Below are 20,266 nucleotides of genomic sequence, written 5' to 3' on the forward strand. Positions count from 1 at the left end.
AACTCAGGATATGGTGCGGGCTCAGGATTTGGAGTACAGAAGAGGTATTCGTAAAAAAGATATTGCCGCTCTACTGCATATATGCTACTATAGCTGTAAATTAAAGGATAGTAACGGAAGCACCGTTCAATGACCGTATACCACGGTTATTGGCGGTGCTTTTTTTGCTGTCTTTTTTGTTGTCTTTTTTAAAGGTACGCATTACAGGAAGGAGAGTGATTTCATGGCGGCGAGGATCGTACTGGCAGTTCGTGAGAGTCAATACATTGAGCCGTTGCTGCATTACCTGCATCACAGTGAGTATGGGGAGATGCTGCGGATCACAGCTTTCAGCCGGCTGGATACCTTTATGGAATTCATGAAGGGAGAAGGGCTGCCGGACGCCGTTGTAGGCGATCCCATTTTCGTTGAGGCCTGGCTGGTGGAAGGCAGAAATACTGTTCCTTGGGGTGTTCTAAGCGAGGCCGGAAAGTATTCCGGCAGTAATGCGGGGAGTCTGGCCGGGGGTATGATGATTGAGAAATATCAGTCGCTGCCCTCACTTCTGGAGTCCATCCTCCGGATAGGCGATGTGAAACGCATGAGGACAGCTTCGGCTGCCAAGGAGGAGACGCTGCTGCTCGGGATAGTTTCAGCCAGCGGCAGCAGCGGCAAAACAACGATTGCGCTCAATTTGGCCAAGCAGCTTGGCGGGATCGGGCTGTCTGTATTTTATCTGAACCTGGAAAGTGTGGACAGCAGCGGGTTGTTCCTGCGGATGCCTCCGGGTAATGCTTCCGGCCTGGAACTTCTGTTGTATGAGCTCAAGGCAAGCGGCAGCGAAGGAAGCAAGGGGAATGCAGGAAAGCCTGAACTCGGGAGATACGCCGTAAGACATGACAGCCTCCGCTGTGACGCCTTCAGACCGATCGGTAATTTCAAGGAAATGCTGCAGATGACCCGGCAGGATACGCTGGATTTATTGGAGCTGCTGGCCGGCGATGCTGGCTATGATGTTGTGATTGTAGATACAGGCAGCATTGAGGAAGAGCGGGCCCAGGCAGTACTGCAGCGGTGCGGCATTCTGCTATGGGCGCTGAAGAGTGACGAGGCAAGTATGTATAAGACGCTCAGGTGGCTGGAGCATTGCGGAGATCCGCATTCCGGTCTGCCGCCGGAGGTGACGGGCAAGAGCAGGTTTGTGATGAATTTTGCCGGGGATTCAGCCGCGGGCCGGCCAGGGCGGGAAGAACTCAGAATAGATGGTGCGCTTCCTTTTATCCCTTCCTGGGCACTTCAGCATCATGTGGAGCTCTGCTTGAATTCTCCGCAGTTTACGGCTGGGGTGCAGCAGCTCTGCACCGGTATCATTGAGCCGGCGCTGCCGCGGGTATTCACCGGGGGCTTACATGAATGAAGCCATGTTCAGGAAGCTGCGCAGCGACATACGCGCAGGGCTTGATGTCACTTCGGCTGTCGGAAACCGTGAGCTTAACAGCTATATTGAACGAACCATTCTGGAGATGGACAGCCTGCGTTATTTAACTGCCCAGGAAAAGCATGAACTGGTCAAAAAGCTGTTCGATTCCTTCCGGGGCCTGGATGTGCTGCAGCCGCTGGTGGATAACCCGAATATCACCGAGATTATGATCAACAGTCATGAGGAGATATTTATTGAAGAGGAAGGGCAGATCCGCCGCCTGCCGCTGGCTTTCGAATCCAGGAGCAGACTGGAGGATATTATCCAGACCGTAGTTTCCGGTGTGAACCGGGTGGTTAACGATTCCACCCCGATTGTGGATGCGCGGCTGAAGGATGGTTCCCGCGTCAATATCGTACTGCCGCCAGTGGCCTTGAAGGGTCCGGCGATGACGATCCGCAAATTTCCGGAAACGCCGATGTCGATGAGCGAGCTGGTGTATCGTGGGGCGCTGAGCGGAGAAGCGGCGGAGCTGCTGCAGATTCTGGTAGCTGCCGGATACAACATCTTTATAAGCGGCGGCACGGGCTCCGGCAAGACCACCTTTCTGAATGCTTTGTCTCAATTTATTCCGCCGCAGGAGCGGGTGATCACGATTGAGGACTCCGCCGAGCTGCAGATTGTCACCGTGCCGAATCTGGTCTCGCTGGAGACCCGCAACGCCAATACAGAAGGCCGCGGGGAGATCACGATCCGCGACCTGATCCGCTCCTCCCTGCGGATGCGCCCGAACCGTATCGTGGTCGGCGAGGTGCGGGGGGCCGAGTGTCTGGATATGCTGCAGGCTATGAACACGGGCCACTCTGGTTCGCTCTCAACTGGACATTCCAACAGTGCACAGGATATGGTCAGCCGTCTGGAGACGATGGTGCTCAGTGCAGCTGATTTGCCGGTATCAGTGGTCCGCCAGCAAATCGGTTCTGCGATTGATATCTTTGTCCATCTCTCCAGGCTGCGGGACCGCTCGCGGCGGGTGATGGAAATCTCCGAGGTCATCGGGCTGCGGGATGGGGAGGTGGCGCTGAATCCGTTATATGCGTTTCAAGAAACGGGGGAACGTGAGGGCAGAGTGGAGGGAGGCCTGGTTCCTTGCGGGAATCCTCTGCTGCATTCCAGCAAGCTGAAGATGGCCGGGGTACAACGTTATCCATTATCGCAATACAGTAGGGGAACTGAGAAGGAGGTGGTCTTCTGATTCATTTGGGGAAGAAGCCGGTCTCTTCACCGGGCAAGCGGAGGGGGTCCTCCGCAGAGAAGGGAGGGACGTCTGCGGAGGCTGAAGCCGGGGGCAGTCCGCAGCTGCCAGATTATACCGTCTATGTATTGACTCCTTTGTCTAGAATGCTGGCTATGCTGGCAGGCGGGCTCCTGCTGTTCGGCATCGGGTACCTGTTCTACCATAACCTGTTGCTGTCTTTGCTGCTTGTGCCGGGGGGAGCTTATGCACCGCGGCTGTTGCGTGATTACCTGCGGCAGCGCCGCCGGTCTGCGCTTAACCTGCAATTCAAGCAAACCTTATTTTCGCTCTCTTCTTCGCTGTCCGCCGGACGTTCCGTAGAGAATGCATTTCGCGAGGCCGTGCAGGATCTGCGGATGCTTGACCCGGAAGGGGGCAGCGATATGATCTTTGAGCTGAATATTATATGTGCCCGGATGGAGTATGGACAGCCTGTGGAAGAAGCGCTGCAGGATTTCAGCAGACGGGCAGGCATGGAGGATGTGGAACGGTTCGCTGATGTATTCTCTGTCTGCAAGCGGACAGGGGGCGACCTTGTGGAGATTGTGCGCCGCACCTCCACAATCATCGGGGAGAAGCTGGATATCCAGCAGGACATTGCCGTCAGCATCGCCCAGAAGAAATTCGAGGCGAAGGCGCTGCTGGCTTCCCCGCTTGCGATGGTGCTGTTCATGAGCCTGACCGCCGGAGATTACATGGAGCCAATGTATACAGGTGCCGGAATTGCAATTTCCACACTTGCGCTGGGCGGGCTGTTTCTGTGTTATCTCTGGACCTCCAAGATTATGGATATCCCGCTGTGAAGGAGGTGAAAGAATGATTTGGCTTTGCGGTTCGGCCGTTCTGATGTTAGGGCTGGGATGGATATTCCTGCGCCTGAAATGCGGCAGCCATTATGCCGGGCTTCGCAGTTTGCCTATGGACGGGCTGCGGCTGCGCGGATTGGGCGAGCCCTTCCTGCTGCTGATTGAGCGGTGGGGAATAGGCAGTCATATTCCTTCGGTGATGTTCCGAATTCAGCGATCCTTGCAGCGCAGTTACGGCATGCGCTACAGCGCAGAACGGACGCTGCTCTTTATGGGTGAAATGTTCAGCTACAGCTGGCTGCTGCTTATCGGTGGAAGCGCGCTGACACTGTTCAGCGGCGAGAAGGCGGGAATTCTCCTGGGGGCTGGTCTGGCAGTTATTCTACCCGTTGCACTGGTCAGTGATCTGCACAAGAAGGTAAGGCTGCGGGAGCAGAATATTATGCTGGAGCTGCCCGAGCTGCTGAACAGCATTGTCCTGCTGGTCGGCGCCGGGGAGAATGTGCAGCGGGCGATTATCCGCTGCGTGGAGAGCCGGAAGGGAGATTACAGCCATCCGCTCTATAAAGAGCTGTCGATTATGACTGGGGAGTGGGAGAGCGGCTACTCCTTTCAGCAGGCGTTTGAGAATTTCAGCAAACGCTGCGCCGTACAGGAGGTATCGCTATTTACAACCACGGTGCTGCTGAATTACCGCAGAGGCGGAGCCGACTTTGTCTTGTCGCTGCGCGATCTTTCGCGGATGCTCTGGGAGAAGCGGAAGGCGATCAGCCGGACGCGGGGGGAGCAGGCTTCTTCGAAGCTGGTGTTCCCGATGGTGGTTATCTTTTTAATTGTAATCATTCTGGTGGGTACACCGGCATTTATGATGATGAAAATGTAGGAGGATGAGACGAATGATGACATTCATAACAGAAGGCGCTAAGAACTTGTGGAAGGACGAGGAAGGGCTGGGCACGCTGGAGATGATCCTGATTATCGCTGTACTGATCGCTGTAGTTTTGGTGTTCCGCAAGGAGATTGTCAAAGTGGTAGAAGACTTGATCAGCACTGCAGGAAGCAAGAGCCAGGAAGTATTCGAATCATGAAACTGGAGGATGACGAAGGCAGCTTTACTATCGAAGCTTCACTTTTGCTGCCTATCATCATGTGTATTACGATGCTGCTGCTATTCTTCTGCCTGTACAGTTACCAGAAGTCGATGCTGCTGCAGGTCGCTTCCGCTGCGACTGAACGTGCGGCCTACAATTGGGACAACAGCCATAAAGAGACGGAAGGATCATTTGTTATTGGCGAGTATGACTCGCTGTATTGGCGGATCGGCGAGGATGGAATGCTAGCTTCTTTATTCGGGCTTAGTGCCGGGAACGGCGGGGCTTCTGTTACACTGCCGAATGCTGCCGAGGGTACTGGTACCTTGCCTGTAATTAAGCTTCAGCAATCTTCCGGCATAGTTCCGGCAAATTTAAGTGGCCAGATGAATTATACCTACAGTTTAACCGGCCGGAAGATCAGTGCGGAATTGAAGCAAATGCTGAATCTGCCCGTGCTGGATGAGATGCTGGCGGACGAGGCCAATCCTCAAGTGAAAGCCCAGTCCGTTGTTTCTGAGCCTGTTGAGTTTATCCGAACAGTGGATCTGATGCGTTATTATGGTGCGAAGTTCAAGGGAGGCTCGGAGAGTGGCAATACCGGAACAAGCATGGAAAAGAAAGACGCGTCCCAGATGCTGAAGAAGCTGCGCTGATCCGGTTTGTGGAGTTCGGAACCCAAAAGAGGCCAAGGGAGGGGCGCGGATGAGGAGTAGAAAGGGGACGGCCTGCAGTCCAAGAAAAGCGTTCAATTCGTGGCGAAAGAAAGGAACAGAGGGATCGGTTTCTATTTTCCTGATTATGATACTGGCCTTCGTGTTCCTGTTCACCGCTGTGCTGATAGATTATGCACGGATTGCCGCCGTTAATGTGCAGCAGGAACGTTTGGCGAGAGCCGCAGTCCGTTCGGTAATGTCTTCTTATGATATTCAGCTGCGCGAGAGCTATGGCCTGTTCGCCTTTGGCGGCAGTGACGGCAATCAGCTGCTGTCCGGGGTGCTGAACGACAATCTATACGAGAGCGGGCGGGGGGATGCTTTTAATTTATTGCCCTTAGGACTGGATTCTTCGGTCTTGAATTGGAGTCGCCCTCTTGGAAGCTACGATGTTTTTCAAAGGCAGATTGCTGAGGAGATGAAATATAAAGCACCGATCGATTTTGCCCTGGAGCTGGCCGGAAAGTTTAAGCCGCTCTCGGCGGCTATGGGTGAGGCTTCACGCTCAACCAAATTATTCGGCAAGCTGCAGCCCTTGTACGATGAACGCGAGGCTGCACTGGATCTTATGATGGAGCGGCGAAAGCAGGCTGCGGAAAGCGTAAGATCCCTTCAAGAACTGATTATGAATCCGCCGGGAGACCATATTGAGTACCGTTTTCTGGGGGAGATCACTTCTGCGGCTGACATTGCAGCGATGTATGACGACTATGTCGGCAAATACTATGCGGATTTTTACCGTGAAGAGGATGAATATTCCAGATACAGCAGTCAGATCAGCGAGTATTTAAGACAAACTACGGAGTTTCTTCCGAGGATTCCGTCAGCACTGACTCTTTTTCGTACGGAGCATACCCGGCTTATCGCTGATGCCGGGAATGCGCTGCAAAGAGTCAGGGAGCTGAATGAAGAGATGAGGTACATACTTGAACAGTCCAGAACTAACGGGGCGGGGAGTGCCGAAGATAGTGCGCGGAATTGGGACATACCGGGAAGTGCCGGTGAACTGAGTGCAGAGCCGCTAAAAAAAATGCGGGAGCAGGAGGATTCGCTTATTCTCGTACCGGCAGAGATCAGCGCCATGGAGCATGACTTAAATGTTCAGGAAACTGCCTCTCAGACAGCGGAGCAGGCAGCTTCCGGATTGCCGGGCGCATTGAATGGAGCCACGGGGCTGGATGCGGATTTTGGCAGCATGAATATGGCAGTTTTGAACGCTTTACAGGCCGTCACCAGTTACCTCCAGCACTATGGTGAACATGGAGATATCATTGCTGCTGAAGCCGGGAAGATTGAAGCCCACCGAACTTCGGACAGAGAGCGCAAGCAAATCGAACGGCAGGCAAAAGCCAAGCTGAACGATGCGATGAAGCTGTTGGATCAGATTCGTCAGCTTGGCGACAGCGCCGGAGCAGCGAGGGAACGTTATCAGACGCTGAGCCAATATTATCAGGACAACATTCAGCTGAACAGTGGATCGGACCAGGAAGCCTCGAATGCGCAGAACACATCGGATCCTTATGCAGCCGGAAGTTCTTCGATGGCAAAGACAGACGATATTTATGCCGCAATGGGCAGCATTATGGAGGGTGCCAGAGACCGGCTGTTCCGAACAGAATATTCTGCAATGTATTTTCCGCATTTCGATCTTTCAAAGTTGACTCCGGTAGCTTCCGGCTCCGCAGGTGCCGCCGCAGTGCCGCTTGCGGACCAGCTTGATCCCCATACCCAGGAGCTTGAATATATTCTCTACGGCTTCCATAACCCAGCGGGTAATGTGGCGGCAGCGTACGGTGAAATCTTTGCGCTGCGGCTGGCCATCCGCACCATGGAGGGCTTTATAGAAAGTTCCCGTCTCGGCAATCCGCTGGCGATTCTAGCTGCAGCGCTGCTGTACGGAATCGAGCAGGCTGTTCAGGATATGCTGCTGCTATGCAGGGCAGGGGAAATCCCGTTGTCCAAATACATGCCTGCAAAGCTGTCCTACCGTGATTATTTGCGGTTGTTCATGCTCCTGCATGGAGGGGGCGATGTGCAGCTCTCCCGCATGCTCGCCTTGATCCGGCTGAACACCGGAATTAATCCGGCCGAGAAATTCACCTATGCCTCGGCGGAGATTAAGATGGCGATGCCGCTTTGGTTTTTGCCAGGCGTAGTGAAGCTGGTGGACTACAGCGCCGGTCTTCCCGGGGATGTTCAGGGCAGATTGTATTACAGAGGGGTAAAGGCTGATTTTTCATATTAGCGGGAGGTTGCAGAATGAAGCAATGGCAGAGCCTAACCAGACAGCGGGATGAAGGCAGCATGGTTGTTGAGGCGGCTATGGTTCTCCCCATGTTTCTGCTGTTTGTCCTGTTCCTGATTTTTATCGTGCAGATGACCTTGTACTCTACAGCCTTGCAGAGCACAGCTTCGGATACGGTCAAGGTGATATCGGCCCACATGTATCCGGCGGCACTGGCTGCGCAGAAGTGGGGGGAAGAACAAGGAGCAGATAGCGGAACAGCAGGTCAGCCGGCTGCAGCAGGAAGCACTGGTGGAAGCATAGGAAGGGAAGCTGACACAGCTGCGCCAATCAATGCTGGCGTAGCAGGAGGCACATCCCCGTTATCATCCGGGACTTGGAGTATCCCGCGCCTGTCGCTTGAGCAATGGGGTGAAAGCTTCGCCGCAGACCTGCCTGAGCCCTTGAACGAGTGGGTCAACGCTGCGATACAGCGGGGTGAAGGCCCGCTTCAGGAGCTTCAGGCTGAGGCGTCGCAGTCGGTGCTGGATCTTGCGCTGAAGCCAATAATGAAGCCTTATCTCTCATCTGACTGGCTGGATTATGAACGGGTTCATGTCTCCAATGCCATTATTCCGGAGCTGAAGAAAGGCGCACGTCCTTATTTTGGTCTCGTTGTCAGCTACGAGCTGCCGATGAAGGTCCCCTTTCTGAACCGGAGCATTGTATTGGAGGCAAGTGCGGTGGAGCGGCTGTGGATTGGCGATACCGGAGAAACAGGGACAGAGGGAGACGGCGGTGCCGGAGAAGAGCAGCATTCCATTGTAGTCCTGGCGAAGCCGAATCCGGGGGTGGCAAATCACCAGGGCAAGATCCGGGTTAAAGTTCCGCCAAATGCTTCGGCAAACTTGTCGATATTTTATAAAAGCGGCCAGAGCACGGCCAAATATCTGGGCTGGAAGCAAGCGGATGAAGGCGGGTATATCGAATGGGAATGGAAAATCGGCGTGAATACAACACCGGGTTCCTGGCCTTTTGTAGTCCGTCTGGATGACGGTACATTCCTAGAGGCGGCATTTACGGTTGTGAAATGAACATGGCGGAAGAAGGATGTTATGTATGACGGAATGGGCATTTTGGGGTTGTCTGCCGTTTCTAACGGCGGCGTTAATAACCGATATCCGGTGGATGAGAATACCGAACTGGATTTCAGTCTCTGCACTGACGACAGGCCTCCTTGTGCAAGGCATAATGAATGGCTGGCACGGATTGCTGTTCGCTGCCTGCGGTGCGGGGGTTGGCTTTACATTGCTGCTGATCCTGTATGTTATGGGCGCTGTCGGCGCTGGAGACGTTAAGCTTTTTGCAGGAATAGGTGCATGGACGGGTGTGCTGTTCACGCTGCAGGTCATGATGTATTCTATTTTATTCGGTGCTGTAATCGGCTGGATGATTGTCTTGTGCAGACGGGAGGCAGGAAGGCGGATTCGCGGTATTGTCAGCAGGACTGCCGGATTTCTGCTGCTGCGTAATCCGAAAATATTAAAGGCTGGGAACGGCAAGGAAATGCTCAGGTTTCCCTTTATGCTGGCTGTAGTTCCGGGGTTCATTTGTACATATCTCTACTTATAGATTGGAGGTGAAGCTTGATGTTCGGATTGAGCCGCGATTTTGTGCAGCAGGACGGTATCTCTTTGCTGCTCGGCAAGCCGGATGGATTGTCTGCGGGCGAGCTTAATATGGTTCAGGCCCGGATGCTGATGAACAGCGGCATTCCGTATCACCTGCGGCTACTGCTCAGAGAAATTGATTTGCAGGTGACCTTGGAATATTCCCTGTCCCGCCGCAAAATGCTCAGTCATTTGCTGAAAAGCGACAGGCTCAGCATGAACGATTTCTTCGGGCTGCTGCTGCAAATTGCCCAGGGAATGGAGGAAGGCCGGCTGTACATGCTGCGGGCGGAGCAATATGCGCTGCATGAGGATTACATTTTTGTAGAAGGTCCGCTGAACGGAGGAAGAGTCTACTTGACCTGCATTCCTTTGCAGCAGCCTGCAGCAACCACGAAGCCGGGAGAATGTCTGAGGTCTTTGATTATGGTGATGATGGCTTCGGTAACAGAGCTTGCCGGAAGCGGTGTGCAGAGACTGCTGCAATATTGTGGAGGAGAGGATTTTACTCCTGCAGGCTTAAGGGATTTGCTCTCGGAGCTGCTGACCGCTGCGGACCCTGTCATTAGACCTGTGAATAATACAGAGCTGCCGCCAGAAATCCAAATATCTCAGGCAGCAGTGCCGCCGGGTGCAGAGAGACATATTCAGGAGAAGGCAAGTGCACGTGAAGCAGGTAAACTGTCCGCTCTGCCAAGGCGTTCGGTATATGGGGTAACCGAGAATGCACAACCTGCAGACAATACCCAGCAGTATGAGCCTCCATGGAACAATGACTTGCCAAAACTTAAGCGGAAGGACGAGGAGGAGGAGACAAAGCCGGATAAAGCGGGCAGTGAGCATCGTCTTTCTTCCCAGTCCTCTGCTAACAGAACCTATGTTGTACTCGGCGGTGTTTTGGCCGGCGCGTTGTTATGGAAGTTCCTCTATTTAAATAGTCCCAAGCCGTTATGGCTGGCAGTTTGCGCAATAGCAACGTTAGTATTGGGTGGATTTTGCTGGTTGGTCTGGAGTGAAAGGCTTGTGCTCGGAGGGAGCAAACTAGAGGAGGCGGAAGAGGGCGAAGAAGATGCTGCGGACAAAAGCTGGAGGTCCAAGCGGGAACTGGAATGGGATTTTGGCAGAAATCCGGTAACTCCAGTCCGTACTGAAGCTCCTGTCAGAGCTAGTCCGCAGCTGTCTACAGCTGCAAATGCTGGTGTTCCTGCGGGCATACAAAGAACTGAAGTGGAGATGGAGGGGCGCAGCATGATTAAGCCGCCGGTGGCTGTAGCCGCGACGGCGCTGCTCTCCCGGGAGAATCTTTCAGAGATGAGGCCGGAGGTAAAGCCGCTATCTGCCTCTCCTTATCTGGAAAGATGCGGTGAGGATGAAAGCGGACCAGCAGAAATCATTGAACTGAACCGAGCCAGCTTCATTATCGGCCGCTCGCCGGAGGTAGCCCAGTATGTAGAGAAATCAGAAGGCGCATCGAGAGTGCATGCTGAAATTTCCAAGAGTGCTGAGGGGTACATCCTGAAGGATCTGGACTCCAGGAACGGCACCCTTTATCAGGGAGAAGCCATGATTCCTTATAAGGAGTACCCGCTGAATGAAGGATCTGTTTTTACCATTGTAAAAGGGTCTTATACGTTTCATTCGCTCTAACCTTGGCAGAAGCGGGTTGATAGCAGATCTATACACTATTCTGATTTCAGCTGTTCCAGAGCCGGCTGCAAGGTCGGATAAGTAAACGTGAAACCATGCTGAATGGCTTTGGCAGGGAGTACGCGCTGGCCTTCCAGCAAAATTTCCGACAGTTCACCTACTGCTGCTTTTAATAGAAACGCGGGAAGCGGGAACCAATGCGGACGATGATATACTTTGCCGATCATTTTGCCGAAAGCCTCATTTGTAACGGGATTCGGGGCAGTCGCGTTGACAGGGCCTTCTATTCCGGGAGTCTGGATGCAGAAATCGATCAGCCGGGACATATCGGCAAGGTGAATCCAGGACAGCCACTGCTTGCCGCTGCCCATTCTGCCGCCGAAGCCCAGAGCATAGGGCAGCTTCATTTTGGGAAATGCTCCGCTCTTGTTGCCGAGCACAACCCCGGTCCGCAGTTTCACCAGCCTAACCCCTGTATAAGCTTCATCTGCTGCTGCTTCCCAGGTCTTGACAACCTCAGACGGAAAGTCCATTACATGGGCCGGTGAGGCTTCGTTAAAAGTATCGGCCAGCGATGTTCCGTAAATGGCAACAGCGGAGGACTGGATCACTACCGGGGGCTTATGCTGCAGCATATTCAGCAGCTTGGCGGCTGCGGCAACGGTTTCAAGACGGGACTCCATAATAACTTTCTTTCCGCTTGGACTCCAGCGCTGGCTGAGCGAAGCTCCGGCCAGATTGACCAGTGCATCTGCACCTTCAGCAGAACCCGGATTCTCTGAAAGGCTGTCCCAGGTAAGGTAACTGAGTCCCGGATGTATCATTTGGGTTTTGGGCAGCTTGCGTCCGACGATGATGATTTGATGTCCGGCCTGCAGCCAGTATTCTGTAAGCTCTCTTCCGATAAAGCCGCTGCCGCCGCAAATTACGTATTTCATATGGCAATCTCCGTTTCAGGACGTCCTGAAGAGACGTTAGTGGTATATCTACAGCAGGAGATAAGCGGATTGTTACTTGATTAAATGCCGGTAAGGTGAGTAGTCGATGCCGTTCTTTTCAAGGAAGGTGATAAGAAACCGGTTATCACGCCGCGGGGTGGCGACAATGTAGCCTTTGATGCAGTGCTCGCGGGTGACTGCCGGAGCATTGCTCTCTACTGCGATTTTACCGATCTCTGCAGCTATGGAATGTTTGGCAATATCGCGGAAAGGTCCGGGCACCGGCTGCACAAGCTGATCCAGGAAAGCCTTCGTCTCGTCGCTCCATAGCGGACGGCTGCGCTCCACCCAGTAATTCTGCCAGTCCAGCTTGGACTTGCCGTCGGCTTTGGGCAGCACCTTCAAAAACTTGCGGAACATGAAATAGCCGCCGATGCACATGCAGCCCAGCAGCAGAAAAGTCCAGAATGCGATGGAGTTCATAAACCAATTGCTTGGTATTGCGGATAATAAGCTCAAGTCTGATTTAAAAGACATGTATACACCGCCTTTGACAATGATGATTGTCACAATCCTTAATCTCTTCTAAAGTATAGCGTATTTCCACAGTTTTGCGAAGCGAAAGACATCCGCGGGAGCTTGCCTAGATTTATTTTCCCGATCACGGTAGAATAAGGGTTAATTCGTGAAGGAAAGAGGGAAAAGGCATGCTGAAAATAGGTTCACATGTGTCCTGCGCGGACAAGGGTCTCCTGAGCGCGGCCAATGAAGCAAATGAGTACGGTTCAAGCTCGTTTATGATATATACGGGAGCTCCGCAGAATACACGCCGTAAGCCGATCGAAGCGATGTACCCTGCTGAAGGGAAGCTCGCTATGCAGACTAACGGAGTCGAGGAAATCGTCGTTCACGCTCCATATATTATTAATTTGGGCTCCTACAAGGAAAACACCTATCAATTGGCGGTTGATTTCCTGCAGGAAGAAATCCGCCGTACCCATGCACTTGAGGTCAAGCACATTGTATTACATCCCGGAGCGTATACCGACAAGGATGCCGAGTACGGAATTCAGCGTATTGCCGATGGCCTGAACGAGGTGCTTGGCGGTACGAACGAGACAGAAGTACACATTGCTCTTGAGACGATGGCCGGCAAAGGAACAGAGATCGGCCGCAGCTTCGAGGAGATTGCCTCGATCATTGACAAGGTCGTACATAATGAGCGGCTGTCCATTTGTCTGGATACCTGTCACATTCATGATGCCGGATACGATATCGTTGGCGATCTTGATGGTGTACTGCGGAAGTTCGATGAGGTGATTGGCCTGAAACGGCTTGGCGTAGTCCACATTAACGACAGCAAAAATCCGCGCGGAGCGGGAAAAGACCGCCATACCCCGATTGGGTCTGGCTGGATTGGCTTCGAAACGATCAACAATGTGGTTCACCATGAAGCTCTGGCAGGTTTGCCGTTCATTCTGGAGACCCCTTGGATCGGGAAGGACGCCAAGACACTTCGCCCGATGTACGAGGTGGAGATTGCTCTGCTGCGCGGCAATGTGGCTGAACGGTTCGGAGCAGAATTCCTGCAGGAGGTAGAAGAGCTGCATGCTTTCTTTGCCAAGCAGGAGCTGGATTCCCGCAAGTATGTGCTTGATGTGTGGGAGCTGCTGAAGAATGATGCCAAAGCCAAAAAGGCTGATCCGCGTGAACCGCTGGAACGTTTATATGATAATATCGCTTCTGCCGGATTGTTCCCGCAGCTTAGCGAGGAAGCCATCAATCAGCGTTTGATCGCCTGGCTGGCCGGCAGACAAGTTCTCGTGAACGCTTAAGCTAAACTACAGATTGCGCAAGTAGATGAGAGGATGGACAGGGGATTATGGAATTACATGTGAAAAGAGATCATTCATCAGGCGGACAATACCCGAACCGGGCGCGCATGCTCATTTCTTGTCCCGACGGACCTGGGATTGTTGCGGCTGTATCGCATTTTCTATACCAGCACGGAGCTAATATCGTGCAATCCGATCAATATACAATGGACCCTGATGGCGGAATGTTCTTTATGAGAGTGGAGTTTGACTTGCCAAAGCTGGAAGAACGTCTGGAAGAGGTACGGTCCATCTTCGGAGGGGTCGCCGAGCGGTTCAAGATGGACTGGCAAATTTTCAATGTAAGCCATAAGAAGAAACTGGCGATTTTCGTCTCCAAAGAAGATCATTGTCTGGTAGAGCTGCTCTGGCAGTGGCAGGCAGGCGATCTGGATGCCGATATTGCGCTTGTTGTCAGCAACCATACCGATATGCAGTCGTACGTTGAATCTTTCGGTATTCCGTTCCATCATATTCCGGTTACGGCGGATACCAAGATGCAAGCAGAGAAACGCCAGCTGGAAGTCATCGGTGATGATATTGACGTCATCATTCTGGCCCGCTACATGCAGATTATCTCTCCTTCATTTATTGAGCATTACCGGCACCGGATCATCAATATCCACCATTCCTTCCTGCCGGCATTTGTGGGTGGCAAACCCTATGCCCAGGCTTATCAGCGTGGGGTGAAGATCATCGGCGCTACTGCCCACTATGTGACCGAAGAGCTTGACGGAGGTCCGATTATCGAGCAGGATGTGCAGCGGGTCAGCCATAGCGATGATGTGAATGAACTGAAACGTATTGGACGCACCATTGAGCGGGTTGTTCTGGCCCGTGCGGTCAAATGGCATATTGAGGATAGAATCCTTGTTCATCACAATAAGACAGTAGTATTTAACTAATTGAATTCATCCGGTGAAAGCCAGAGTGTAATATCGCTGCCAAGCCTGTCCCAATGGGAATACCAACTGTATTGCTAGTGTCATTGACGGCAGTATTGGCCTGGCTTTTACCGGAATCCTTTCTCCAGCCGGGATACTTTATCCCGCAGTTGCCTCTAGATTTGCTACCTCATATGTATAATCTAATAATCTTCTTATTCTCAATCAGGTAAAAAAGCATTTTACCAGCATTTTGGCTACGTATGCCAAAGTGCATTTTGTCATGCGCAAATAACCGTATTTCAAAGGAGGTAAATCGCTTGGGATCACAGCGGGGGCATCTGTTAAAACGAAATTATTTCTTCGCCTTTCTTATACTGATCATTGGCTTAGGCGGTCTGCTTGGCTATGATCTCTATTTTAAGCCGTATGTGCTGTCGCAGACAGTAGTTAAGGTGAAGGTGGCTGAGGGCGGTTTTTTACCTAAAAATTATGAGCTGAAAGTGGGAGATCTCTACCTGGATTCTGTCCAGACCAAGGATATTCCCTCAGGGGTCATTACGGAAGTCAGCCAGGTGGAACACAAGATAACTAATGTGAATTTGATGGACGGCAGTATCCTGACGGAATCGCTGGTCGATGTCAGTGATTTGGAGCCGCAGCAGGATGAGGGGATTTTCCCTATTCCGAAGGAAGCCATCTTTGCAATCAACGGATCGCTCCGCAGCAGAGACAAGGTGGATATCTATTTGGTGGAAGGGGATCCGCCGGATAAATCCGAAGCCGCCCCTCCTACTGCTGCCAATGCATCCAGAACTCCGGCGTCCACCACAGGAGTCAAGCCTGATCCATCGGCAAGCAACTCAGCAAATGAGGCCGCCCAGCCGGCTGAGCCTGCCCGTCAGGTTTTCCTCAGCGGTGTCACCGTAAACTATGTCCGTACAGAGGATAACAATGATGTGCTGGATACAGAGAACGGCAACATTAACAACCGCTTTACTTCCACGGGCAAGGTTGCAGCGCCGGAACTGAAGCTGAAGAAAAGCGACGGTGAGCTGCTGGGACAATATTTGGAGCAAGGCAAGAAGCTATGGATTGTACGAGTTGAGTAGAAAGGAGGAAGGCAGTCTTGAAAATTTTCAGTCTCGGTATGGATCAGCTAACCATTAACGAAATCAAGCTTGCCGGGTTCACCGTCATCACACAAAGTGTATTGCCCGAAGTCCAACATGCCGAAGGGCACATGCTGATGGTAACAAGCGAGCAGGTACCTGTTGCAGCCTTAAGCGGACTTCGCCAAGGATACCCGGGTTCAACTATTTTATATATGTATCTGCAAAAGGGAGTCCGCGGCTATCAGTCTATACATATGCTGTGTGAGAGCCTTGGCATATTCTTCATTCCGCCCCGCTCAACATCATCGGCGGTGGTAGAGAAGCTGCGGTACATTCTGGAGGAGGAACACGAGGAGCGTGGAAATCTGGTCGGCTTTTTTGGATCCGGTCCGGGCATTGGCTGTACAAGTGTAGCCAAGCTGTTCGCCAGGAGGATTGCGGCAGCAGGACTGCGTGTGATTTTGCTCGGTTTGGATTTGTATGATCCAGGCTATGATCCCAAAACGGCCGTAAGTCTGGACAGGCTGCGTCCGCGCATTACCGGCAAGATGCTCCACCCCGAGGATTTCGCAGGGTTGGTTAAGCAGGATGGATATAGTTATTTGCCGGGCAACTTCGATTACTTAAGCGCACAGGATTATCAGGAGGAGGAGATTGAATATTTGCTCACGGAAGCTAGGGCGAACGCAGACCTGGTGGTTGCCGATTTTGGCTCCATTCCTGAAAGTGCCGCGTGGTACGCAGGAATGCAGAAATCAGTGCTCCGGATGATCGTAACCCATCCCAAACACGAATATCGCCTTCAGCCCCTGATGGAACTGGCCGGACACATGGATCTCTATCCGCAGGACTTCCAGTGGATTATAAACCGCAGCAATGTCGAAGAGCTGACCTCGCCTAAGAATCTGGCGCTGCGGTTCGGCAGTGAGATTTTGCTTGAGCTGCCGTATTATCAGCCTTTTCTGGAATCACTGCCGCTTGGCAAAAAGGAGCTTCAGCAGGTAGACGACAAGGTCCACTCCCTGTTGGTTAGTCTTGGACTGGCGCAGGAAGCCCGAAAGAGAGGGATTTTTCAATGATCGAATACCGGGAAGAGATGTGGCAAGCAGAACAGAAGCCGGGCCAGAAGCAAGATCACAGGAAGCAGCAAGGTAGCCTGTACCCTCGTCCGTATACGGGGGGCAATAGTCCGTCTGGTCTTCAGCCGAATAACCGGCACAGTTATCTGGACTCCCATCGGCCCTTCTCGCTAAAGCAGAGTTTGCTTCGCACCAGCAAGCCGGGCAAGGAGGACTTTTATAGCTTCCTGCAAAAGATGAAAAACGATATGAACGCCGGACTGGAGCGGGAGGATGACAGCTATTTTGAGCTGAATGGAAAGGCGCTGATCGGTGATCCGCAGGCGGTTAGCTTTTTTATGAACGGGATTGAGAAATACTTGCGCAAAACACCGTTCACCGGCAAGCTGCCGGAGGCATACCGGACGGCGGCAGAGGCGCTTTTTCACGAATGGAAGGGCTTTGGGCCAGCCTACCGCTGGTTCACGGACCGGGCTTACAGCGAATCTACCGGGCTGCAGATGATCGGGAAGCAAATTTTTTATAACCATCGCGGGAAATTTGTGCCTTATCCGTATGAAATGCCTTCACTTGACCGGGTCGAGCAACTGAAGCGCTCCCTGCTGAAAAGTGATCCCAACAAAAAGCTGAACAAGGACAATCCTTCGGTAGAGTTCAAAATGGATGATCCGCTCTGGCCCGGACGGTTCATCCGGCTCGCGATCTGGGTGTCGCCAAGGGTGTGGGACGGCTTTACGACCATCTCGCTGCGCCGCCAGGTTGTGGAGTTTCTGGATCTGGAGGATCAGGCCGGTACGGAATGTATTCCTGCCGAAGCAATTGAACTGATCCGGGCGTTAGCGGGCACGTTCCGCAACACGATTATTGCCGGGGCAGTGGGTTCGGGCAAAACCACTTTTGCCAACACGATTGTCGGGGAGCAGCTGCTCGGTTCCACCTCCTGCATGGGAGTGGTGATGATCGAGAAACATCCGGAGTCGATTTTGCCGTACCAGATTAAAGGTCACCGGATCATTCCGATCCAGGCTGCCAACGAAGAGCTGATGGAAGTCGGGGTGGAGTCGCTGCGGCATGATCCCAATATCCTCTATATGACGGAGATGCGCTATAACGAATGGGAGTTTTACCTATGGAGCGGAGAAAAGGGCTATGACGGCATCACGGGAACTTTTCATACGGTGGATTCGGAGGATATTCCTTATCAGGGCGCTTTTGCCGTGTCCACACGGATCGGAGGCAGTCTGAAGGGACATTTAATCTCTGCGCTGAAGTCCTGTGAGCTGGTGTTTATTCTGGAAAGCGTTCCGGACGGGAAAAAGCGGCTGGCGCGGATTTCCGAGGTTTTTTATGAAGAAGGCAGCAATTCGGTGTTTGCCAATGATCTGATGCGCTGGGAGGATGAGAAATCCGCCTGGAGTTATAATGACAAGCTGACAACAGGCCTGATGACCAAGATGAAAAAGAAAAATCCGCAGGCAACACGTCTGCTTCTCCATGAACTGGGGCATCTGGCCGCTATGAAACCGATGGAAGGGCCGCTGAAGGAAAGCCTGAAATCGAGGATTGTGTTAAACGAATGAGGGGGCGGAGAGTGTGGAGCTAATCTTTTATATAATCCGCTTTGCTCTTCATGTGCTGGTTGTCTGGGGCATCTGGCTATTGGTGAAGCCGCTTGTGGATCGGCATTTGCGGGAGTTCGGACAAAAAATAGACTATCGGATGAACCTGAGGGTCAGTCTTTTCGGCAAAAAGGTCAGCGGGATCAAAAAAAGAATGTGGCTGTACCGGCATCTGGATGATCTGCTGTATTTCTCACACCGGAAATATGAGCCTGGCCTCAGTGTCATGCGTTTCTCCATGCGGACGGTCTTTCTGTTCACAGCGGTTTTCTTGTCCGGTTTGTTGACGTTAAAAGAGCTGCCGGGACAGATGAGCTTCAGCAATCCTTTTTTGGAGGGGATCAGCTTCAATGAACGGCTGCCGGTTAAAGGTGCTTGGCGCCTTCCGTTATTTGTGGCAGCAATCTCAGCGAGCGTTCCCTATTTGCGGATGAGATACACCTATGCCCAGAGAAAAGTGCGCGGAAGCTACGATTTGCTCGATGTTATCAAAATTGCTACCAAATTCACGCATTTATCGGTAGATGCTATTTTGTCCAGAACGTCTGATTTCCTGACTGAAGATAATGTGCTGAAGACTCCCCTACGGTTACTGGGTGCGGCGTTCGCTAATTACAGCAATGAAAGTGAGCTGAATGAGGAAGCGGCCAGATTCTCCGGGGCGATCGGGACAACCTTCGCTGTAGAATACGTGTCGGACCTGCTGTATTGCGAGAAGGAAGGCACCCGTTATTTAAAAAGCTCGCTCATGATGCTGAATCGGTCCATGGAGCAGCAGCGGGAGACGATTCTGACGGTAAAAGCCGGGAGCAGGGATGCAATCAGCCTGGGGCTGTACGGCAACCTGATAGTGCTCGTATCCTCTGTCGGAACTTTTATTTACATGCTGAAGCCTGATGTTTATTTTAAGCTGCAGTTTGAAACTTCAGTCGGCATTATTTTTCTGACGATCATTATCTCCGGGCTTTTTATTTCTTTCATCATTAGTACCATTCTCGCCAGACCCAAACTGGACTACCACTAAGGTGATGAACTATGGATAGATTATTGCTATTAATCTCAATACTTGGTGTCGTATATCTCTCGCTGTTGGTCTTTGTGAGCAGCAGCAGCAGGCAGGAACGATATGTTCACCGGTTAGGCGTGAAGTGGAAGGAGCTGGGGGAACGTGTGCAAAATGAGCGGCTGCAGCAATTACTGCATGGTAGCGGCCTCTCGATATCTGCAAGCAAAATCACACTGTTTCGTTATTCGGCGGCATTGATTTATTTAGCAGTTCAGGTGACGGGTGATTTCATCCGCTCAGTTCCCTTTTCCATCTATGATTTGCTGGTTGCTTTACTGATTCTGCTCATCACCAGTCCGCTGCGTTATCTGCCGTTTGGCTGGCTGCTCGCTTGGCTGCATCAGAAAGCGCTGATTCAAAAAGACGGTGAACTGATCTCCTTCATCCGCCTCTACGAGAACAACCGGCTGCGTAAGCGGGGGTACATGCAGTTTGGTGCCTTCTGTGCAGGAACGGCCAGCCATTTCCAATACATCCGCCAGGATTTATATGAGCTGTCCGAACGGGCAGTCGATGAGGGGAACGAGCGGGCAATCGAATGGTTCTGCGGTAAATTCCCAGACGGTCATGCTTTTATCAACGATATCCGCTCAATCCTGCTGGCCACGGAGGGGATGGATGATGACACGGAAGCGGCGAACTATTTGCGGGAACAAGGCAAGATCATCACTAAAATCTCCAGCGATCAATATCTCAAAAAATGGTCGTTTATCGGCGACGTTTCCACCATTATCAACGTGATCCCGTCGCTTGCCACTTTCCTGATGATCGTCTCGCTGGCCATGCAGTACATCATGCTGATTAAGGGCAATTTTAACGGTGTGGGGATGTTTCAGTGAGG

At 52.3% G+C, this 20,266-nt stretch carries 19 protein-coding genes; 17 read left to right on the forward strand and 2 right to left on the reverse strand.

Features of this window, described 5'->3' with window-relative positions; translation table 11 throughout:
* Positions 1-223: 223 nt before the first annotated feature.
* The 10 genes from H70357_RS06350 (at position 224) to H70357_RS06395 (ending at position 10,850) form a co-directional block, all read left to right on the forward strand.
* Positions 224-1,396, forward strand: a complete 1,173-nt coding sequence (locus H70357_RS06350; RefSeq protein ID WP_038587039.1) for a P-loop NTPase family protein — start codon at positions 224-226, stop codon at positions 1,394-1,396.
* A complete protein-coding gene (locus tag H70357_RS06355) occupies positions 1,389-2,654 on the forward strand; it encodes a TadA family conjugal transfer-associated ATPase (RefSeq protein WP_038587042.1) in 1,266 nt (421 codons plus the stop codon). Before H70357_RS06350 ends, H70357_RS06355 begins: the two co-directional genes overlap by 8 nt.
* Before the next feature lie 104 nt (positions 2,655-2,758).
* A complete protein-coding gene (locus H70357_RS06360) occupies positions 2,759-3,499 on the forward strand; it encodes a type II secretion system F family protein (RefSeq protein ID WP_052092462.1) in 741 nt (246 codons plus the stop codon).
* Positions 3,500-3,512: 13 nt separating this feature from the next.
* Positions 3,513-4,385, forward strand: coding sequence for a type II secretion system F family protein (locus tag H70357_RS06365; protein WP_038587047.1), 873 nt, complete (start codon positions 3,513-3,515; stop codon positions 4,383-4,385).
* 13 nt (positions 4,386-4,398) lie between these two features.
* Positions 4,399-4,590, forward strand: a complete 192-nt coding sequence (locus H70357_RS06370) for a Flp1 family type IVb pilin (protein WP_038587051.1) — start codon at positions 4,399-4,401, stop codon at positions 4,588-4,590.
* Complete coding sequence (locus H70357_RS06375) at positions 4,587-5,249, forward strand: TadE/TadG family type IV pilus assembly protein (RefSeq protein WP_038587053.1); 663 nt, start codon at positions 4,587-4,589, stop codon at positions 5,247-5,249. The genes H70357_RS06370 and H70357_RS06375 overlap by 4 nt, the downstream gene beginning before the upstream one ends.
* A 49-nt stretch (positions 5,250-5,298) precedes the next feature.
* Positions 5,299-7,554, forward strand: coding sequence for a hypothetical protein (locus tag H70357_RS06380; protein ID WP_052091866.1), 2,256 nt, complete (start codon positions 5,299-5,301; stop codon positions 7,552-7,554).
* A 14-nt stretch (positions 7,555-7,568) separates the two neighbouring features.
* On the forward strand, positions 7,569-8,627 hold the full coding sequence (locus tag H70357_RS06385) for a TadE/TadG family type IV pilus assembly protein (protein ID WP_038587056.1): 1,059 nt from the start codon (positions 7,569-7,571) through the stop codon (positions 8,625-8,627).
* 25 nt (positions 8,628-8,652) lie between these two features.
* Positions 8,653-9,165: an A24 family peptidase gene (locus H70357_RS06390; protein WP_038587059.1), complete on the forward strand. Its 513-nt coding sequence runs from the start codon at positions 8,653-8,655 to the stop codon at positions 9,163-9,165.
* Between the two features lie 17 nt (positions 9,166-9,182).
* Positions 9,183-10,850 (forward strand): DUF6382 and FHA domain-containing protein, encoded by a 1,668-nt coding sequence (locus tag H70357_RS06395; protein WP_038587062.1) that lies wholly within the window; start codon positions 9,183-9,185, stop codon positions 10,848-10,850.
* 35 nt (positions 10,851-10,885) lie between these two features.
* Here the strand turns inward: H70357_RS06395 and H70357_RS06400 are convergent, their stop codons facing one another.
* A complete protein-coding gene (locus tag H70357_RS06400) occupies positions 10,886-11,788 on the reverse strand; it encodes a TIGR01777 family oxidoreductase (protein ID WP_038587064.1) in 903 nt (300 codons plus the stop codon).
* A gap of 72 nt (positions 11,789-11,860) precedes the next feature.
* Positions 11,861-12,325 carry a DUF2621 domain-containing protein gene (locus tag H70357_RS06405; protein WP_038598797.1) on the reverse strand — a complete coding sequence of 155 codons (465 nt, stop codon included), beginning with the start codon at positions 12,323-12,325 and terminating at the stop codon, positions 11,861-11,863.
* 170 nt (positions 12,326-12,495) lie between these two features.
* Here H70357_RS06405 and H70357_RS06410 point away from each other — a divergent pair, with 170 nt between their 5' ends.
* The 7 genes from H70357_RS06410 (at position 12,496) to H70357_RS06440 (ending at position 20,264) form a co-directional block, all read left to right on the forward strand.
* Positions 12,496-13,623, forward strand: a complete 1,128-nt coding sequence (locus H70357_RS06410) for a deoxyribonuclease IV (protein WP_038587067.1) — start codon at positions 12,496-12,498, stop codon at positions 13,621-13,623.
* 47 nt (positions 13,624-13,670) lie between these two features.
* On the forward strand, positions 13,671-14,567 hold the full coding sequence (purU, locus tag H70357_RS06415; RefSeq protein ID WP_038587070.1) for a formyltetrahydrofolate deformylase: 897 nt from the start codon (positions 13,671-13,673) through the stop codon (positions 14,565-14,567).
* Between the two features lie 299 nt (positions 14,568-14,866).
* Entirely contained in the window at positions 14,867-15,658 is a 792-nt protein-coding gene (locus H70357_RS06420) for a hypothetical protein (protein ID WP_038587073.1), read from the forward strand.
* 17 nt (positions 15,659-15,675) lie between these two features.
* A complete protein-coding gene (locus H70357_RS06425; RefSeq protein WP_038587076.1) occupies positions 15,676-16,740 on the forward strand; it encodes a CpaE/TadZ family protein in 1,065 nt (354 codons plus the stop codon).
* Positions 16,737-18,320 carry a P-loop NTPase family protein gene (locus H70357_RS06430; protein WP_038587079.1) on the forward strand — a complete coding sequence of 528 codons (1,584 nt, stop codon included), beginning with the start codon at positions 16,737-16,739 and terminating at the stop codon, positions 18,318-18,320. Before H70357_RS06425 ends, H70357_RS06430 begins: the two co-directional genes overlap by 4 nt.
* A 13-nt stretch (positions 18,321-18,333) precedes the next feature.
* Positions 18,334-19,383: a hypothetical protein gene (locus H70357_RS06435; protein ID WP_038587082.1), complete on the forward strand. Its 1,050-nt coding sequence runs from the start codon at positions 18,334-18,336 to the stop codon at positions 19,381-19,383.
* An 11-nt stretch (positions 19,384-19,394) separates the two neighbouring features.
* Positions 19,395-20,264, forward strand: a complete 870-nt coding sequence (locus tag H70357_RS06440) for a hypothetical protein (RefSeq protein WP_038587084.1) — start codon at positions 19,395-19,397, stop codon at positions 20,262-20,264.
* The last annotated feature ends 2 nt before the right edge of the window (positions 20,265-20,266 follow it).

Source organism: Paenibacillus sp. FSL H7-0357 (assembly GCF_000758525.1).
In the GTDB taxonomy this organism is placed as follows: Bacteria; Bacillota; Bacilli; order Paenibacillales; family Paenibacillaceae; genus Paenibacillus_AQ.